Below are 17,381 nucleotides of genomic sequence, written 5' to 3'. Positions count from 1 at the left end.
TTATAATACTCGAAGAGTACTTTTGACTAAAATCGGACTAAAAAATACCCAAAAGAATCTCAAAAAATACAAAAGGCTTCCAGAATGTGACCATTCTGAAGGCCTTTTGTCGACAATCTGAAACGACAGAATCTTTTTTTAGGATTCTGTCGTTTTTTTAATGAATAACTATTTATTGTATTTTTGCAGTAAAGCTTTTTCGACTGTTTCTGGAACAAGACCAGTTACTGTTCCACCGTACCGAGCAACCTCTTTGACAATACTCGAACTTAAGAAAGAATATTGATTCTTTGTCATAATGAAAAAAGTTTCGATAGACTCATCCAAAAATTTGTTCATAGAAGTGATTTGCATTTCGTATTCAAAGTCCGAAATAGCGCGTAATCCACGAACTATAGCTTTTGCATTTTTTGTTCTAGCGTAATCTATTAATAATCCTGAAGAGCTTTCAATACGAATGTTCGAAATATCCTTCGTCACTTGTGAAATTAGCTCCATTCTTTCGTCTATCGAGAAAAGTGGCTTCTTAGAAGAATTATTTAATACAGCCACATAAATGACGTCAAATACATCTGCTGCACGCTTAATAATATCTAAATGACCATTCGTGATAGGATCAAAACTCCCTGGCACAACTGCAATTTTTTCAGACACCGATTTCTCCCCATTTCCCTTTAGCAATTTACCTAAAGTTCATTTCGATAAATTGATATGATAGTACTTCCATATGTTTCTTGTCTTGTTAAGTTGTAAGAGCCATAATTTGTTGGCAAGCTTACTTCAGTTGAGTGCTCACAGACGATAATGGCATCCTTAGACAGTTTACTATGGCTTACTAAAGAATTTAACAATTCATAGTATTCTGATTTATGGTAGGGTGGGTCTAAAAATAAATAATCCAGTTGAATCTCTCTTTTTAACAACCCTTTTATAGCCCGTGTGGCATCCGTTTTAAAAGTTTCTGATACATCTTCATATCTGCATTTTTTTATATTTTCCTGCAGGGTTTGAAAAGCACGGCCATCTTTTTCAACAAAGATTGCTTTACTTGCACCTCTACTTAAAGTTTCGATGCCAAGCCCTCCACTACCTGCAAATAAATCCAAAGCAATCCCACCATCAAAGAAAGGACCGATGATATTAAAAATTGATTCCTTTACTTTATCTGTTGTCGGTCTTGTCGTTGTTCCCGTAATTGCTTTTAACGGCATCCCTTTTCTTTCACCTGCTACAACTCGCATTCTATCACCAAGCCTTTTATTATTGTTAAGTTGCTGTAGCCCTTGTTATAAGCCCACGCCAGATCAGACAAAACTTATTTTTGTTTTATTGAGATTGTACTCTCTGTTTTTTGTATGTCTATATTGAAAAGTCTTTGTAGCCATGTTTCCTCGATATAAAAGCTACCCGCTAACACCGTAAGAGGTTCGGAAATTGTATTATATCGCTGATCGTTGTAAACATAAAATCCATACCCTTGAGGAAATCTAAATTTTTGCGTCTCATTTTGAACATAATAGCCATTTTCACCAACGGAAGTTTGATACCCTATTCCTTGCATGATGGCATCTAAGGAATATAGGATTTGTCCATCTTTCAAAATGACCTTTATATCCTTGTTTAATTTTTGTTCTAAATAGACTTCTCTTTCGTCATTAAATAAGAACGGATATAATTGTTCAGTGTTTTCATTCATAGCAAAATACTCCGTATGCATACCCAATACAGCTGTTAATTGTTCGTCTAATTCTTTACTTGAAAGTTTTGTTCCTTTTAAATCCATCAATTTTTGGATCCAGCTTAACATCTGGGCATCTGACATTTTATTTTTTAAAGTATTTACCATTTCAATAGATTTGTTACTTCCAAAAGTTGAATCCGTTAAAAAGGATGCTATTACTTCACTTAACCAATGAGGACTTTCGACTAAATCATATTGTGTCTTAACTTGAGCAACATTTACCTGTTCATTTAAAGAGGTACTCGAAAGTTCTTCTAAAAACAAGATTCGCTTACCCTGTCGAGCCGAAAGATTTTTCCCTTGAACGATCGCAATATGATTTTCATTTAAAAGATTAAAGGTCTTCAACTGTTCACTAAGTTCTGGACTCAATGAATTCTTTGAATAAATTGATAAAAGATCATTCGCTTTTTGGATACTCATTACTCCATTTTGCCAGTAAATTTCTGAAATATCCCCTGTTCCGCCAAACATCGAATAGTTCACAAGTGAAAGTGACTGACTACCGATTAACGGTAAACCAGTAATCCACTGCCCCAACACATCACTGTCTGTCGAAATATGAACAGTAGTATATGCCGCTTGTCCATTCTTAAGTGTGGCGAAAATATCCTTAAATAATTGATTGGATGTAAGCCCACCATCCAAGGGGATGATATAGGATAATGACGCATTTGTGCTTTCAGAAGCCTCAAATTTTGTTTTATCTTCGTTCAAACGATCACAACTAGTTTCTGTTTCTAAAAAACAATCCGTACTTACACTTAAGTTTGGCCAAGAAATATCAATGGATTGGTTCGATAAATTGCGAAAATGCTGTCGAATATCTAAACTTCCACTTCGATATGTAATTTCAATTTCCTGAGTATATGTAAAATCATCTTCACCAGTTTCAAGTTTTTCTGAAAACACGTGATACTGAATGAAGAGATTTCCGCAAATTACGAGCAGTAAAATGCCCAAAAAACTTATTGCATATTTCATGTGCCTTCCCCCCTTTCGTCGTGATACTATTGTTATCGGAAAGGATGTGTGAAAGTTGATTCAACAATTTATTGAACTTGGTCGTGGGTTTGGAGACATTTATGAACTTTGCGAACTTATTAAAACAAACGAAAAAAGATATCATCATGCATTTATCTTTATAGCAAATAAAGGAGACGCACAGGTTGCTTCCATTGCCGTGGCCTTAAAACCGGTAGGGGAAAGTAAATTTATGCCGATCTATGTATGTCGCGAAGGAATTCCATATAATCCCGAAAAACCTTCAAAACGACTTGAAATCTTTGAAGAAACACTAAATGAACTAGGTAAAAAAGCAATTCCAATGGAAATAAAACATTCCTCTGTGTTTTCAGAACCTGTGTTGTTTTACCAGCATCTAATTGGGATTTTACGAATGAATCATTTTATTCCCCCAAAGCAATAAGAAAAGCGAAAGGTGCTCGCCCATCTCCGAAAACAATTGGAAGAATCGACAAAAGGACGCTCGTTGTCCTTGCAGGCGATTCTGAAATTGTCGAGGAGATAGCACCTGCAGCTAGACAAGAAAAGCGGAAGGTGCTCGCCCATCTCCGAAAACAATTGGAAGAATCGACAAAAGGACGCTCGTTGTCCTTGCAGGCGATTCTGAAATTGTCGAGGAGATAGCACCTGCAGCTAGACAAGAAAAGCGGAAGGTGCTCGCCCATCTCCGAAAACAATTGGCCGACAAAAACGCCACATCCGTATGTCTTGTCGGCACTTGCACATCCTTGTGCTTCGAAAGAATCGACAAAAGGACGCTCTTTGGCAGACTAATGCTGATTGCCAAACCTTTGCAATCAGCCAATTTTTCTAATACTTGCAGGCGATTTGAAAAATTGTTTGAGATGCTTGCACTTACTGCTAGAAACTTATTGAAATTTTATACAGGCCGATTTACTTAAAAAAATTATAAACCGACCTTATAATCATATTCTTTCGCCTTATCCGGTTTGGCATTTTCGAACTCGGTTTTTAAAAACGGTCGAAACGACTCTACAACGTCTTTCACAAAAGGAAGGCGTTGTATTTTATTTATCGTTCCTTCAATTTCCTGACGATTACAATAAATAACAACATATTTTAACTTACGAGAAATATAATGTACATGTCCATATTTTCTTAGACTTTTTGCATGCTTTAACTGATGAATATATACAATTAACCCTTGTCGTTCTTGCATTCCACTTCCCTCATTTCTTACATAAAAGAATACCATAATGTCAATTTTGATAGCAACAGAGTTTAGTGACACTGGTATATATTTTCCGTTATAATCTGTTTAGAGTGTTTACAATTCTTTTACTTTCATTTAGATTTACTTATGTCCATTTTCAGTGATGAATATTAAAGAATACCTTTAAGCTAAGTTCTTATTACAGTAAAGAAATTTCACCTCCTAGATGGACTTTAAATTTGATTTTAAGGGGCGAACCCCACCAATTTAAAATGAAGATTAATTGTTAGAAACAAGCTCTGAATACGAACAAACTAAGAGTAGGATTCAAGGAGGATATCCATGGGTAAAAAAACAAAAGTAGCTATCGCTATTGCAGCTGCTAGTGCAGCAGCTTGGGCTGGTAGTAAAGCCATTATAAAACCTCAAAAAAGAGAAGATAAAGAAGTTTTACAATATGACCGACCAATTGTACTCGCACACCGAGGCGGCTCTCGTTTAGCCCCTGAACATACAATGGTAGCGTTTGAAAAAGCACAGTCACTAGGTGTAGATGGTTTTGAGATCGATATTCGCCTGACAAAAGATGAAGAAATTGTCGTTTTCCATGATGAAACAGTAGATCGTACAAGTGACGGAACAGGTTCTATAAAAGACTTTACATTAGAGGAATTAAAACAATTAAACTTTGGCTATCATTTCGAGGACTTAGAAGGACAATTCCCTTATAAGGATAAAAAAGTTGAAATCGTGAGTTTGAGGGAACTATTGGAAGTTTTCCCTAATATGTATATCAATATTGATATAAAGGATCATCCTGATACGTATGAGGGAAGCTTGATGCCATCTAAATTATGGCGCCTGATTGAAGAGTTTGAAGCACAAAACCGTATAGTCCTAACAAGTTTTTACAGTGAACAGATAGATCGTTTCAATTTATACGCACAAAATCGCGTTGCCTTGGGTGCAGGAGAAAATGATGTAAGAAAAGCCTTTACAGCATTCACAAGCCAATTTGGCCATCTTTACCATCCAAAGGTGGACGTATTCCAAATCCCAACAAAGCACGGCGTTGTCTCTTTAGATACACCAAGATTTATCGCTTTTTTAGCCAAGTTGAACATTCCGGTACACTACTGGATTATTGATGATGAAGAAACTATGAGATCTTTAATTGAAAACGGAGCTAAAGGCATCGTAACAGATCGACCAGATATTGCAGTTTCAGTTCTTCAAAGTATACAAGATGAAAAGAATGAAGTTGAATAATTGAAATAGCCTCGGGGATTTTTGTCCTCGAGGCTATTTAGTGCCGTAGTACTCGCTTCGCTCACTTTTGTATTTCATATGGGACATGAACTTCATTTTAGAACAATCTCTTGCCCACATTGCTTCATCAACGTAATGAACTTCATTTTAAGGCCCCTTCACCTTGTTTACGCTCTTGATATAGGTTTGTCCCATATTTACTAGTCTTCCAATAAAAAAACGTCTCTATCCAAAGAGACGATTCATATTAAGCAGAGCAAGAGCAGCCTCCGCCACTGCCACATCCTGTTCCACAAGAAGAGCTAGTTGCAAAGAATGGATTGCTTACCGGTACTTTAACAGCTTCAGAAACAGACTTTCCAATGATCAGACTGATTTCATCAAGCAAATCTTGAAAATCGTTTTCTGCTATTTTTAAATTCGCTACACGTTCATCTAAATCTAGACTTCTTTTTTGCTGGCGAATTTGTTTCATGATTGTATGATAATCAGGATGATACTTACCAAATCGTTGGACATCCTCATATTGTTCTTTCATGCGATTGAATGCATAAATTTGATGAGCTAAATCTTCATCACGATATACTTCGTCATATGCACCACGTAATGTTTGAGCTTGTTCTGAAGAAAGGATCATTGCACTTAATTCATCTGCTTCATCTAAAATGAAGGCCCATTCTGATGTCATTATCATCATTACTTCCTCCAATCTACTATTATCCATCATAGCAGAAAATCAATAAAGTTTGAATTAAGAAGTTCTTAAATTTAATGGAGTCAAAGAATTTTTTTGTAAAAAGTGTTAATTATTGAAAAACAAAAATGACCCAAAAGTTTGCTAAAACAAACCTCTGGGACAATCTTTTAATCTATGTGGTCTTTTAATAATTTTTGAAGTGTAAGCTTTACACTTTCAAAATCGGAAAAGCTGATTTCTGTTGAACCAATTGTTTGGGTAGTTTCATGACCCTTTCCAGCAATTAAAATAGTGTCTCCAGCTTTTGCCTTACAAATTGCGGTTTCAATTGCCGTTCCACGGTCTAAAATCATTTCATATTTCTGTTTCGGAGAAAAACCAGCAGCAATCTGAGAATTAATGAGTTCCGGATCTTCACTTCGAGGATTATCAGTAGTTAAATATATCATATCAGCATATTTGGAAGCGACAGCCCCCATCTTGATCCGCTTGTGTTTATCTCGGTCACCGCCACAGCTGAAAAGTACGATTAAATCTCTTTTGACTGTTTTATTTAATGTTTGTAGGACTGCTCTCAATGCTGCTTCAGTATGAGCATAATCTATATAAATATCTAAATCTAAGTTATTTTCGATTGATTCTAATCGTCCATTAGGTAAAGTCAGGTTTTCAACGACATCGCAAATATCTTCAATCGGAAGACCTAACTCACTAACAGTTGTAATAGCAGCGATGGTATTTTGCAGATGATGTTCGCCAACAAAGGGAATCGAAAATACTTTCTGTCCTTTATTACTTTGTAGACAACAAGTTGAAGTCGTTAGTCCTTCAGCAAGAAGCTGCAATTGATAGTCCACGCGATTTCCCAATCCAAAATAAGCTTTTTTCTTTTTTGCCTGTAGCCCTACTGTACGACAAAAAGAATCGTCCCCATTTAATACAAGTTGTTCCGAAAGTGTGGCAAGTAATTGTTTAGCAGCTTTATATTTTTCATAGGAACCATGGTCTTCAATATGATCTTCTGCTAAATTCAGGAAGACCCCAATGTCAATTGAACAATCATCTAGCCGATGCTTTGCAAGACCCATTGAAGATGCTTCCAATACGACATACTGAACACCACGACTAACCGCTATTTTTAAAATTTTGTGTAGATGCTTTGGCTGAAGTGTCGTTAAATGCTCATAATCAATGTTTACTTCGACACCGTTAATGTATATACCATTTGTTCCAATGACTATTACGTTTTTATGTAGTGCATGTAATAGCTGTCCGATAAAATGACTTACGGTTGTTTTACCATTCGTACCTGTAATTGCAATAACTTGCATAGCATCTGCTGGGAATCGATTTAGCTTTGCTGCACTATACGACATAAATTTTAAGACATTCGGAACCCAGATAACAGGCACAGATAATTTTAAGGAATCCAGCTGTTTTTCATCTTCAATAACAATTCCAATTGCCCCATTATTAATTGCCATATCGACATATTTTAATCCATCAGACATTCGACCCTTACGAACGATGAATAAATCGCCTTCTTTAACACCTTGTGCATAATCCTCAATTCCACTTACTTCAACTCGAATAGAGCCACCTTTAACAGTACATGGCCATTCTTTTAAAAGTTCGGCTAATTGCAAGTTGTCACTCCTTTTCCCTATTTTATGCCTAGGTGTGAATAGTGACACTAAAATATATTATCGCCATTAAATTTTTATTTTTCTTTAAAAAAAGAACCTCTATAGCCAATTTACTCGACTAAGAGGTTCCTTACCACACTATTCTTCGATTTCATCTTTTTCTTCTTCAATGAAGATTTGCGTATAATAATTCATAAATGTCCCTGAGCCCACTCGAGTATACGATTCATCTAGCATATACTTTCGATGTGTACTAGAGTTTAACCAACCATGTACAGCTTCAATTGAATCAATGTAAGAAGTAGCAATATTCTCTTCTGCATTTTTATAAAGGATTCCTTCAGATTCTAACCTTTCTTCTAATGAACCCTTCGTAGGCGATTCATGGGACAAGTAACTTTGAGAGTACATTTCTTCACTATGCTCCATAGCAACCAAAGTTAACGCCTCATCCTCAGAAATAATAGGTAAATTATTGTTTACTCGGAATACATTTAATAAGTCATAAATTATGGTTGCATTTGCCTTATTGCTTTCTTCTATTAAATAGGAAGTAGGGCTTGGAGGGGATAATAATTTCCCAACAAAGGACATCTCATATGGACGATGAATAACTAATGATTTGCTATCCGTAAATCGAATACCGCTTAACATGCCAGTTTCACTATCAATGTAGAGCTGTGCAAAGATATTATCGAATTTTGTTAGAATTCTTGTATTCATATCATCTTCACTCATTGTAAAGGTATAAATATCGTTCTCTATCGTTGCATTAACTTCTGATTCGATAATCGTCATACTATAGATGTCTTCAAGTGATTGCCCAATTTTATAAGGACTAATATCCAACTCTATTGAATTGGTATAGACCTGTATTACCGCACCATCAGCAACGGCAAACATCATAAATTGATCTGGCTCCTGATTATAAATCCACCATTCATAACCGTAGGCAGATTTATCATAGCGGGCTGGTTCTTGATAAAGCTTTATCAGTTCATCACTGCTTTTACCAATCAAAGTTGATAATCCAGTTTCTGGACGGGGTAATGAATCTTGAGAAATTTCTTGTTCACTATTTGTTTTTGGAATGATTTGCGATGTAGTATTCGGCCCTTCTAAAGGTTCATAATTATCTGAGCTTGAAGAGTAAAAAAAGATAATTGCAAGAAAAGAAAGGACAATCAATATTCGAAAAAGAGTTTTCATTTCATCTCTATCCTTTTAGATTTAATGCTACTATTATATCAATAATCTAGTTGTTGACACAATGTTGCCATTGCAACAAAAGAAATTTTGCTCTATTATAAAAAATGAGCGTATACTTTATGTACGATTTAGCTAAAGGAGGATTTTTTATGTATTTCGATAACAAGACACTTGAAAATATTACTGCTGAACAGGAACTTCTTGTAAGCGTTATGGGAAAAAACGGTCTAGAATGCCACGGTGCTTGGGATTTTGATCGTATGACTTTCGATAAACGTTTTGATTTAAAAGAAGGCCGTTATTACTTACGAGTATTCTGCCAAGCTATTTCAGGAGACGTTGGTAATAACTCAGCTATTCTAAAAATCGCAAAACCTGCACTTGGTAAATACTACTATCCACATGGTGTAGAATACGGTGAAGATGAAGTATTCCCAAAACATCTAGTGACAGAATGCGAACAAATTTTAGCAAATATTAAAAAAGAATTTGCTGCTTTTAGTATTGAAGCATAATTTAAGAATACATAAAGGACATGGAGGTACTTTCCATGTCTTTTTTTTAGTTTTTCCAAATGAAATGTAATCCATACTGAATCTTCTAGTAATTTTTGTGGTCTTTTTTGGCAAGGTTACATATTAATTCTAAATCCATTCCATTTTTATCAACAAAAAAACAGCCTTAAAAGACAAGCTTAAAAGACTGTTTCGTTTCAAATTAGAACCCGAGTATTGCTTTGATGAGTGAAGTTGTTTCTCCACCATGATAAATCACATACAGCAGCAAATAAACCGCAACACCGGTAATAGCTACAAAAAACCAAATAATACTAGTGATTGGACCGATTTTTCGGTGAATGCTTAGTTTAGTTTTTAAGCCTGTCAGAATACTAACAACACCAAATACAGCACCAACTGTAGCTAAAATTATGTGGAAAATTAAAAAGAATGTATAATACACTTTTATTTCATCTGGACCACCAAATGATGTATTTCCAACAAAAATAGTTCGAGAAGCATAAATGATAAAGAAGATTAAGGCTGAAACTCCAGCAGCTAACATTACCTTTTTGTGCGCTTCAATTTTTCTCTTATAAATTAGACCCCATCCAATTGCAACTAACACAGCACTAATTACAATAAATGTAGTACTAATTGTAGGTAGAATAGGTACACCCATTTTACATTCTCCTATCATTTAGTTATCTATATTTTTTTAAAAGTAAAACATTTGATACCTCTTTTTAAAGTAAGCCCCATTTAGTGTTGATGACTTTGTTTTTTTGCTTGAAAGTCTCTTAAAGCATTTTCTGTAATGGCTTTATCGTCTTTCTTTTCTTGTACCCACCATCTTCTAAATACAGTGGCTAATACAACACCAAAAATAATCTCTTGAATAATTTTCATTAAAACGCCACCTAATTGCTGATCTTCAAGGGGTTTCATATTATTGAAGAGTTCTGGCCCAGATAATGAAAGGCTCGAAAGTGTCGCTGCCGGTACGCAAAGCTCCATTGCTTTTAACCAAGCTTGTCCATCTGTGTATGTTGAATACATTGGATTTGGATTAAAAATAATTAAAGCACAGGCAGGTGTTATTAATACCGCGTTGGCAATAATATAGGCGATTTTATATAGAGGTTTCATTTGCTTTTGACCCGGAATATTACTAACTAACGGCCAATTCATAAAGAAGGCAGATAGGAATAAAAAAAATGTAAAAATTCCATGGAATGTTTCATCTAATTTAATGGCATCAAATATGCCCGGCATATGATATAGCGAAAACATCATGGCAAAAACAAAAGCCGACACAACTGGTTGTGTAAATATCTTAAAAATACTACGTACGACAGGTAATTCTATAACTACTTTCCATACCCACCAAGGAATTCCTTTTATAATAAGCATCGGTACTAGTAATAGAAGAAAAGCCATTTGCACCATATGATATGTAAACATAATATGAGACATTAAATCAATCGGAGATCCTTTAATCACATAAAGTAAAATCATAGCTAATATAAAATAAGTTGCTTCCCCTTTTTTTAAAGGTTCACTAACTTTAAAATCTTTTCTCCAAACAACTGTTACTAAAAAATATACAACAGTTAAAAATAGTATAACTCCTATTAAATAAGGACTCCACAGTGCTTGAAAACCAAATATACTTAATGGCATAATCATGCGCTCCTTTAAACTTCAGTAGTTCTATTATAGAACGCTTACATCGTAACATCAATGAACGAAGTATGACAATTAAAAGCAATTTCCCTACTAATTCTACTTACTTGTATATTTCAAAATATCATATTTTGTAAAATGAAAACAAGTCGCTCAGGATGAGCGACTTGTTTTTTGTTCTTACCACCAAATAATTGTTAAGAAAGTTAAGAACATCGTAAATGCGATTACAGCTCCAAACCATACAAATGTTGAAATAACACCTATGTGGCTAGCTTTTTTATCATCCATATGCATGAATGAATATAATTGTAAAACAACTTGAACACCCGCTAATAACAGAATTACAGGCTTAATGAAATAAGGTGAAAAGTCTGCTACTACTACAGCAAATGCTAAGAATGTTAAGAAAATCATAATCGCAAAATTAACTACTTGCTTACGCATGTGAACAGCATTATGATGACGATCATACTCATACTGTTTTTTAGATTTCGCTTGAACTTGTGTATCGTGTCCCATATTATCCTAACACCCCCATCAAGTAAACTACAGTAAAGATGAATACCCAAACTACGTCGATAAAGTGCCAGAAGATAGAAGCGGCATAGTATTTTGGAGCATTGTAAAGGCTCAATCCACGTCTTGCATTACGTACGATTAAACATACAATCCATACTAAACCAATTACTACGTGCAATCCGTGCGTCCCTACTAATGTAAAGAAAGCAGAAGAGAACGCTGATTGTGTATAACCAAAACCAATGTGTACATAGTGATAGAACTCATAAATCTCAAGGGCAAGGAATCCAAGACCTAATAATACAGTAATACTCATCCAAATTTGAACGCCTTTGAAATTATGGTTTTTCAAATGATACATTGCATAAACAGAAGTTAATGATGATGTTAAAAGCAACATCGTCATTACGAATGCTAATGGTAATTCAAATAATGAAGCAGCAGAAAATTCCATACCTGCTGGCCCTTTATCTTTTAAAGAAAGGTAAGTAGCAAAAACACTGGCAAATAGTGTGATATCACTACAAATGAAAATCCAAATTCCTACGAATTTATTTTTCCCTTCCATTGTTGCTTGTTCTGGTTTATCAGGCCAAGTTTGAGGGGTAAATTTAGTTTCTTCCATTATTTGTTACCCCCTTTTCCATAAAGCTGTTCCTCAGTTGCGATAATTTCTTCAACATGAACATGGAAACCAAGATCGTCTTTTACTGAACGAACAATCATTGCTCCAACAGTAATTGCTAAACCAAGTATTAATACTGGAATAGCCCATGCTTTGCCATCTGGATGGTATAGTGAACCAAATGCAGCAACGAAAGTACCGATAGACATGATTAACGGTAAAATTGAATTGTTAGGCATGTGAATGTCACCTAGTGGTTCTGCATAAATCATACCCTCTTCATTACCATCATGTTTTTCTAACCAGTATGGATCATATCCACGAACAAGTGGAGTTTGTTTAAAGTTATAGAATGGTACTGGCGTTTTAATTGCCCACTCAAGTGAACGTCCATCTCCCCAGTAATCACGGCAATTTAATGGTTTAGATTTAGCAGAGATAATAATATTGATTACTAATAAAACTACACCAATTGCCATTAAAATAGCACCGATTGATGAGATAAAGTTAAATAAATCCCATCCTTGATTTGCTTGGTAAGTGAATACACGACGTGGCATACCCATTAAACCTAAGAAATGTTGAATGAAGAATGTACAATGGAATCCGATGAAGAAAATCCAGAAAGTCCATACTCCTAATTTCTCACTTAAAGCACGGTTAAACATAATTGGCCAATAGAAGTGCATTGAACCAAAGATTGCTGTAACGATACCACCAACGATTACGTAGTGGAAGTGAGCTACGATAAAGTAAGAATCATGTAATTGGTAGTCAAGTGGTGCAGCTGCCTGCATAACCCCCGTTACCCCACCAGCTACGAATGAAGGGATGAAACCAAGTGCATAAAGCATTGGTACTGTTACTTTAACCGAACCGCCCCAGATCGTTAAGATCCAGTTGAATACCTTCATACCGGTAGGAACGGCAATTGCCATTGTAGCAACGGCGAAAATCGCGTTAGCTGTAGCACCAAGTCCAGTAGTGAACATATGGTGGGCCCATACCATGAATCCTAAGAAACCAATTAAGATTGTTGCGAATACCATCGAAGAGTATCCGAATAAACGTTTACGAGCAAATACCGGAATGATTTCTGAGAACAAACCGAATGCAGGTAAAACTAAGATATATACCTCAGGGTGACCAAAAATCCAGAATAAATGCTCCCAAATAACTGTGTTACCACCCATTGTATGGTCGAAGAAGTTTGCACCGAACATACGGTCAACTAACATTAAGAACAAACCTACTGTTAGTGGAGGGAATGCGAATGTAATTAAAGCACTTGTAATTAAAGAAGTCCAAGTAAATAATGGCATACGCATAAATGTCATACCAGGTGCGCGCATTGTAATGATTGTAACGATGAAGTTAATACCAGAAATCAACGTACCCGCACCAGAAATTTGTAAACCTAAAACATAAAAGTCAATACCATGACCAGGTGAATATAATGCTAAAGATGCGTAGTTTGTCCAACCTGCATCAGGAGCTCCACCTAAAAAGAATGATAAATGTAAGAAAAGTGCTCCTAAGAAGAACAACCAAAATCCTAAAGAGTTTAAGAACGGGAACGCAACGTCACGTGCACCAATTTGTAAAGGCACGACTGCGTTCATAAATCCGAATAGCAATGGTGTCGCTGCTAAGAATAGCATCGTCGTACCATGCATTGTTAATAATTCATTAAATGTACCGGCTGAAACAAAATCATTGTTTGGTACCATTAACTGAATACGCATCAAAAGCGCTTCAAAACCTGCGATTGCAAAGAATAATGTACCAGCGAGTAAATACATCACGCCAAGCTTCTTATGATCGACAGTTGTTAAATAGTCCCATAACGTTGCTCCAAAGCCCTTTTTATTTGTAACTGCGGCAGAGCTCACAACTTTTACCTCCTTCAAGTGTTACTAGTTCGTATTAATCTTCAATAGATAATCCCATAATGTAATCGGCAACTGCACTGATTTCTTCATCTGAAAGTTCACCATATTTACCAGTCATTAAGTTACCTGGCTTGATGCTTTCTGGGTCAGCAACCCATTCTTCAATGCTTTCTTCAGTATGGTCAAGGATTCCTGCAACACGGTTACGATCACCAAACGTTGTTAAGTTTGGCCCCATTGCTCCAGAAGCACCTACACCAGAAACTGCGTGACACATTAAACAGCTATTTGCAAATGTTTGCTCACCTAGGTCAGCTGACTCAGCAGAAGCTGTTTGACCTTCTGTTGCTTGCATTGCAGCTACCCAATCATTAAATTCAGCAGGTGCAAGAACTTTAACTTTGAAGTCCATTAAGGCATGTGAAGGACCACAAAGCTCTGCACATTTTCCATAGAAAACGCCTTGCTCTAAATCTTTTGATTCTTTATCAAATTGTAAATAGAATTTGTTAACGTTTTCAACGTTTGTATCCATTTTACCACCCACTGAAGGAATCCAGAATGAGTGTTTAACATCAGCAGCTTTTAAATTAAAGTATACTTTTTCGCCAGTAGGAACAACCAGTTCTTGCGCTGTTACAATACCTTGTTCTGGATATTCAAATTCCCACCAATATAATTTCGCAGTAACATTCACTGTTAAAGCTGTTTTGTTTCCTTCTTCATCTACTTCATCCATTGCTTTTACATCAGCAAATTTGTAAGTAGAAATTAAAGTAGGAACTGCTAAGATTAAAAGTAATACGATTGGAATTACTGTCCAAATCACTTCTAATGTATGACTTCCTTCTACTTGTTTTGGCATGTAGTCTTCGCCAAGTTTAGAACGGCGAGCCTTCATAAAAGCATACAAATAAAGAACTGATACTACTATTGTTACTAATGCCATAATTGCAATTGAGAATAATAGTAAATTAAATTGTTCTTTCCCCACTGCACCTGTTGGTTTAAGAGTTGTAATATACTCTTCACCACATGCAGAAAGAAATACTGTCATTACTGCTAACAGTGAGAAAAGACGCCATTTTTTAAGCCCTTTCATCATTGCTTAATTAACCCCTCTTTCTTTGTTGTATTTCATGTGTAACCAGGATATTGGTTTTTTAGTTCTATGTGAATCCCTTTTCAAAGAAGAATTCCAAAATAAATAAGCACCCATCTAGAGACAGCTAAGCATATTCAATAGTGTAGCCAAAAATGATACGGCCTGTACAAAGTATTTCTATAAAAGTAACTACTAAAGACAGACTACATATTACCATATTAACATTAAGTCTTCTCAGACTTTCTTCAATAGCATTGGTATATATGCCGTTTGATATTCCTTAGCAAATTTACAGCCTCTTATATTTAATGTTACATGCTACAAATAACAATAATAAGTAAGACCGCTATTATTTTGATACCCAAATTCTTGACCTCTCTGAATAGGACATTCGCTAGTATTCCAACTAGTCACACATGTCGGCAACATAAATCGCCTTACATAACAAAACTTCACCTACACATTATGAAAGCATAATGATTCAATGTCTTCTACTTTCTTTGTTAATGATAAAAACCATGACTTTTCTTCTCTTATTTCCCTTGGAAAAAAAATGAATTACAAAATTCTATTTTAAATAAGTGCAAGAAAATCTTTCGAAAGCAAGTAGTCGCGGTCTTAAACACCGAACAAAAACAGTTTAGAGCAAGAAATCTGTGTTCCTTTCATTTTTGTAAGCATATTTCGCTAACAATAACTATATCGAAATTTGTTCGCGATTTCTAGACATTAAGTTAAATTTCAATGAAGTTTGTCAAAATGCAGAATATGTTAGCCAAATGTAATATGAACATCTCTATAGTAATGCATTTTACGGGAAGATTTGTGAATGTAATAGCACGAAATTATGAACAATTTGTGAAAACCCTTTCGCTTCCTGAAACCTTCTTCCGTTTGAAGTTGTCTTTTATCTATTTATTCGCTATCATCATAAAAGCAGAGATGCTTTTCACACTGATCATTTTGTCCAAGCTAATAATTTTTGTCAGTGTATAGAAAAACTTCAATTACAGCCTTACTTGGCGATAACAATGTTTTTCTAATAAGCGTATTGATAGAAAAAGTAGGTGGCTCATAAAATGCAACATAATCAAAGTAAATTACTGAAATGGATTGCTTTAGCTACAACAATCGGTATGTTGCTTATTCTTCTTGGTGGAGCCCTTGTTACAAAAACTGAAAGCGGTTTAGGTTGTGGTCGAAACTGGCCTGATTGTAATGGGTCCCTTATACCAAAAGAAATAACAAAAGAGGTTTTAATAGAATTCTCACATCGATTTGTTACAGGTTCCGTCTCAATACTTGTTCTAGCTTTAGTAATTGGAACTTGGCGTAAACTTGGTTCCATTCGTGAAGTGAAATTTTTAGGAATTTTAGCAATCTTTTTCTTAGTAGCCCAAGCATTAATTGGTGCTGCTCAGGTTCTATGGGGTCAAGGTGATTTTATCCTTGCACTGCACTTTGGAATATCCTTAATTTCATTCGCTAGTGTCTTGCTACTAGCCATGATTGTATTTGAAGTAGATACTAAATTTGATGCCGATAAAGTATATATTGGTAAAAAACTTAAATGGCATACATTAGGCGTTTCAATTTATTCATATTTGGTTGTTTATACAGGCGCATTAGTTCGACATACACAATCTAGCTTAGTTTGTACAGATTGGCCATTCTGTAACAATGAAAATCCGTTTGCTCTACCAAATAATATGTATGAATGGGTTCAGATGGGACACCGATTTGCAGTACTATTAATTTTTATTTGGGTTACATATATTCTGGTTCATGTCCTTAAGCATTATAAGAACCAACGTGTTATTTATTGGGGTTGGCTCATTGCGTTCCTAATCTTATTAGCACAGATGACAACAGGCATGCTGATTATTTTTACAAAGCTTAATTTGTTCGTGTCATTATTCCATTCATTATTTATCTCGTGTTTGTTTGGTATATTCTGTTACATGATTTTACTAGTTTCACGCAGTATTTATAATGAAAAAAATATTTAGAAGAGTGTAGCGAATCGTTCGCTACACTCTTATTTTTTTGCTGGAAGTAAAGCTAGAGCATATCCTCTGAAAATTGACTGGTTCCCTGATTGAGGAAGTGAACTCGCATACGTTTAACAACTAAAAACAGCCACACAGGTATCGAAAATAGAGCAGTTACCCCTAACCAACCTATTCAATCTATTTCAGGTATCGAGAAATATTTTAGTTGCCGCTCCTCAACTAAAAAATATCTCTAAAAAAAAACATAAAACGGGCAACGGAAATCTCCGTTGCCCTTACT

17 protein-coding genes are annotated in these 17,381 nt (G+C 35.4%); 4 read left to right on the top strand and 13 right to left on the bottom strand.

From position 1 onward, the window contains the following. Positions 1–168 precede the first annotated feature (168 nt). From coaD to C1N55_RS05650, 3 genes are all read right to left on the bottom strand, one after another. Complete coding sequence (coaD, locus tag C1N55_RS05660; protein ID WP_137727918.1) at positions 169–654, bottom strand: pantetheine-phosphate adenylyltransferase; 486 nt, start codon at positions 652–654, stop codon at positions 169–171. A gap of 32 nt (positions 655–686) precedes the next feature. Further along, the gene (gene rsmD, locus C1N55_RS05655; protein WP_137727917.1) at positions 687–1,241 is read right to left on the bottom strand and encodes a 16S rRNA (guanine(966)-N(2))-methyltransferase RsmD; all 555 of its coding nucleotides are present in this window, start codon (positions 1,239–1,241) and stop codon (positions 687–689) included. 74 nt (positions 1,242–1,315) lie between these two features. Continuing rightward, positions 1,316–2,725 (bottom strand): RNA polymerase II, encoded by a 1,410-nt coding sequence (locus C1N55_RS05650; RefSeq protein WP_137727916.1) that lies wholly within the window; start codon positions 2,723–2,725, stop codon positions 1,316–1,318. Between the two features lie 55 nt (positions 2,726–2,780). On the opposite strand from C1N55_RS05650, the gene C1N55_RS05645 reads away from it, so the two are divergent. Next, positions 2,781–3,170, top strand: coding sequence for a DUF7147 family protein (locus tag C1N55_RS05645; protein ID WP_137727915.1), 390 nt, complete (start codon positions 2,781–2,783; stop codon positions 3,168–3,170). Positions 3,171–3,674: 504 nt separating this feature from the next. Here the strand turns inward: C1N55_RS05645 and C1N55_RS05640 are convergent. Beyond that, positions 3,675–3,947, bottom strand: a complete 273-nt coding sequence (locus C1N55_RS05640; protein WP_107933808.1) for a YlbG family protein — start codon at positions 3,945–3,947, stop codon at positions 3,675–3,677. Between the two features lie 336 nt (positions 3,948–4,283). Between C1N55_RS05640 and C1N55_RS05635 the strand changes: the two genes are divergently transcribed. Continuing rightward, positions 4,284–5,210: a glycerophosphodiester phosphodiesterase family protein gene (locus tag C1N55_RS05635; protein ID WP_137727914.1), complete on the top strand. Its 927-nt coding sequence runs from the start codon at positions 4,284–4,286 to the stop codon at positions 5,208–5,210. A 247-nt stretch (positions 5,211–5,457) separates the two neighbouring features. Here the strand turns inward: C1N55_RS05635 and C1N55_RS05630 are convergent, their stop codons facing one another. The 3 genes from C1N55_RS05630 to C1N55_RS05620 all read right to left on the bottom strand — a co-directional run bounded on the left by C1N55_RS05630 (position 5,458) and on the right by C1N55_RS05620 (position 8,762). Beyond that, positions 5,458–5,904, bottom strand: a complete 447-nt coding sequence (locus C1N55_RS05630; protein ID WP_137727913.1) for a YlbF/YmcA family competence regulator — start codon at positions 5,902–5,904, stop codon at positions 5,458–5,460. A gap of 170 nt (positions 5,905–6,074) precedes the next feature. Then, complete coding sequence (locus tag C1N55_RS05625) at positions 6,075–7,553, bottom strand: UDP-N-acetylmuramoyl-L-alanyl-D-glutamate--2,6-diaminopimelate ligase (RefSeq protein WP_137727912.1); 1,479 nt, start codon at positions 7,551–7,553, stop codon at positions 6,075–6,077. 138 nt (positions 7,554–7,691) lie between these two features. Beyond that, positions 7,692–8,762, bottom strand: coding sequence for a CAP domain-containing protein (locus C1N55_RS05620; RefSeq protein ID WP_137727911.1), 1,071 nt, complete (start codon positions 8,760–8,762; stop codon positions 7,692–7,694). 149 nt (positions 8,763–8,911) lie between these two features. Here C1N55_RS05620 and C1N55_RS05615 point away from each other — a divergent pair, with 149 nt between their 5' ends. Then, on the top strand, positions 8,912–9,277 hold the full coding sequence (locus C1N55_RS05615; protein WP_137727910.1) for a YugN family protein: 366 nt from the start codon (positions 8,912–8,914) through the stop codon (positions 9,275–9,277). A gap of 202 nt (positions 9,278–9,479) precedes the next feature. Here C1N55_RS05615 and C1N55_RS05610 read toward each other — a convergent pair whose 3' ends face one another. From C1N55_RS05610 to coxB, 6 genes are all read right to left on the bottom strand, one after another. Continuing rightward, positions 9,480–9,941, bottom strand: coding sequence for a DUF420 domain-containing protein (locus C1N55_RS05610; protein WP_137727909.1), 462 nt, complete (start codon positions 9,939–9,941; stop codon positions 9,480–9,482). Between the two features lie 80 nt (positions 9,942–10,021). Further along, positions 10,022–10,942: a cytochrome c oxidase assembly factor CtaG gene (gene ctaG / locus C1N55_RS05605; protein WP_137727908.1), complete on the bottom strand. Its 921-nt coding sequence runs from the start codon at positions 10,940–10,942 to the stop codon at positions 10,022–10,024. Positions 10,943–11,125: 183 nt separating this feature from the next. Then, positions 11,126–11,467: a cytochrome C oxidase subunit IV family protein gene (locus C1N55_RS05600; protein WP_137727907.1), complete on the bottom strand. Its 342-nt coding sequence runs from the start codon at positions 11,465–11,467 to the stop codon at positions 11,126–11,128. A gap of 1 nt (position 11,468) precedes the next feature. Further along, entirely contained in the window at positions 11,469–12,092 is a 624-nt protein-coding gene (locus C1N55_RS05595; RefSeq protein WP_137727906.1) for a cytochrome (ubi)quinol oxidase subunit III, read from the bottom strand. Then, positions 12,092–13,984 (bottom strand): cytochrome c oxidase subunit I, encoded by a 1,893-nt coding sequence (locus C1N55_RS05590; protein WP_137727905.1) that lies wholly within the window; start codon positions 13,982–13,984, stop codon positions 12,092–12,094. Before C1N55_RS05590 ends, C1N55_RS05595 begins: the two co-directional genes overlap by 1 nt. 34 nt (positions 13,985–14,018) lie before the next feature. Beyond that, positions 14,019–15,089, bottom strand: coding sequence for a cytochrome c oxidase subunit II (gene coxB / locus C1N55_RS05585; protein ID WP_137727904.1), 1,071 nt, complete (start codon positions 15,087–15,089; stop codon positions 14,019–14,021). 1,079 nt (positions 15,090–16,168) lie between these two features. Between coxB and C1N55_RS05580 the strand changes: the two genes are divergently transcribed. Continuing rightward, positions 16,169–17,098 (top strand): COX15/CtaA family protein, encoded by a 930-nt coding sequence (locus tag C1N55_RS05580; protein WP_137727903.1) that lies wholly within the window; start codon positions 16,169–16,171, stop codon positions 17,096–17,098. Positions 17,099–17,381 lie beyond the last annotated feature (283 nt).

The organism is Lysinibacillus sp. SGAir0095, assembly GCF_005491425.1.
GTDB lineage: Bacteria > Bacillota > Bacilli > Bacillales_A > Planococcaceae > Ureibacillus.
This window is presented reverse-complemented; position numbering and strand designations above follow the sequence as displayed.

What these genes read in the sequence shown, in the direction of transcription:
- C1N55_RS05595 (WP_137727906.1), bottom strand. Translation starts at nt 12,092, where the DNA reads ATGGAAGAAACTAAATTTACCCCTCAAACTTGGCCTGATAAACCAGAA.
- C1N55_RS05650 (WP_137727916.1), bottom strand. Translation starts at nt 2,725, where the DNA reads ATGAAATATGCAATAAGTTTTTTGGGCATTTTACTGCTCGTAATTTGC.
- C1N55_RS05600 (WP_137727907.1), bottom strand. Translation starts at nt 11,467, where the DNA reads ATGGGACACGATACACAAGTTCAAGCGAAATCTAAAAAACAGTATGAG.
- C1N55_RS05635 (WP_137727914.1), top strand. Translation starts at nt 4,284, where the DNA reads ATGGGTAAAAAAACAAAAGTAGCTATCGCTATTGCAGCTGCTAGTGCA.
- C1N55_RS05610 (WP_137727909.1), bottom strand. Translation starts at nt 9,941, where the DNA reads ATGGGTGTACCTATTCTACCTACAATTAGTACTACATTTATTGTAATT.
- C1N55_RS05630 (WP_137727913.1), bottom strand. Translation starts at nt 5,904, where the DNA reads ATGATAATGACATCAGAATGGGCCTTCATTTTAGATGAAGCAGATGAA.
- ctaG (WP_137727908.1), bottom strand. Translation starts at nt 10,942, where the DNA reads ATGCCATTAAGTATATTTGGTTTTCAAGCACTGTGGAGTCCTTATTTA.
- rsmD (WP_137727917.1), bottom strand. Translation starts at nt 1,241, where the DNA reads ATGCGAGTTGTAGCAGGTGAAAGAAAAGGGATGCCGTTAAAAGCAATT.
- C1N55_RS05640 (WP_107933808.1), bottom strand. Translation starts at nt 3,947, where the DNA reads ATGCAAGAACGACAAGGGTTAATTGTATATATTCATCAGTTAAAGCAT.
- C1N55_RS05620 (WP_137727911.1), bottom strand. Translation starts at nt 8,762, where the DNA reads ATGAAAACTCTTTTTCGAATATTGATTGTCCTTTCTTTTCTTGCAATT.
- C1N55_RS05580 (WP_137727903.1), top strand. Translation starts at nt 16,169, where the DNA reads ATGCAACATAATCAAAGTAAATTACTGAAATGGATTGCTTTAGCTACA.
- coxB (WP_137727904.1), bottom strand. Translation starts at nt 15,089, where the DNA reads ATGATGAAAGGGCTTAAAAAATGGCGTCTTTTCTCACTGTTAGCAGTA.
- C1N55_RS05615 (WP_137727910.1), top strand. Translation starts at nt 8,912, where the DNA reads ATGTATTTCGATAACAAGACACTTGAAAATATTACTGCTGAACAGGAA.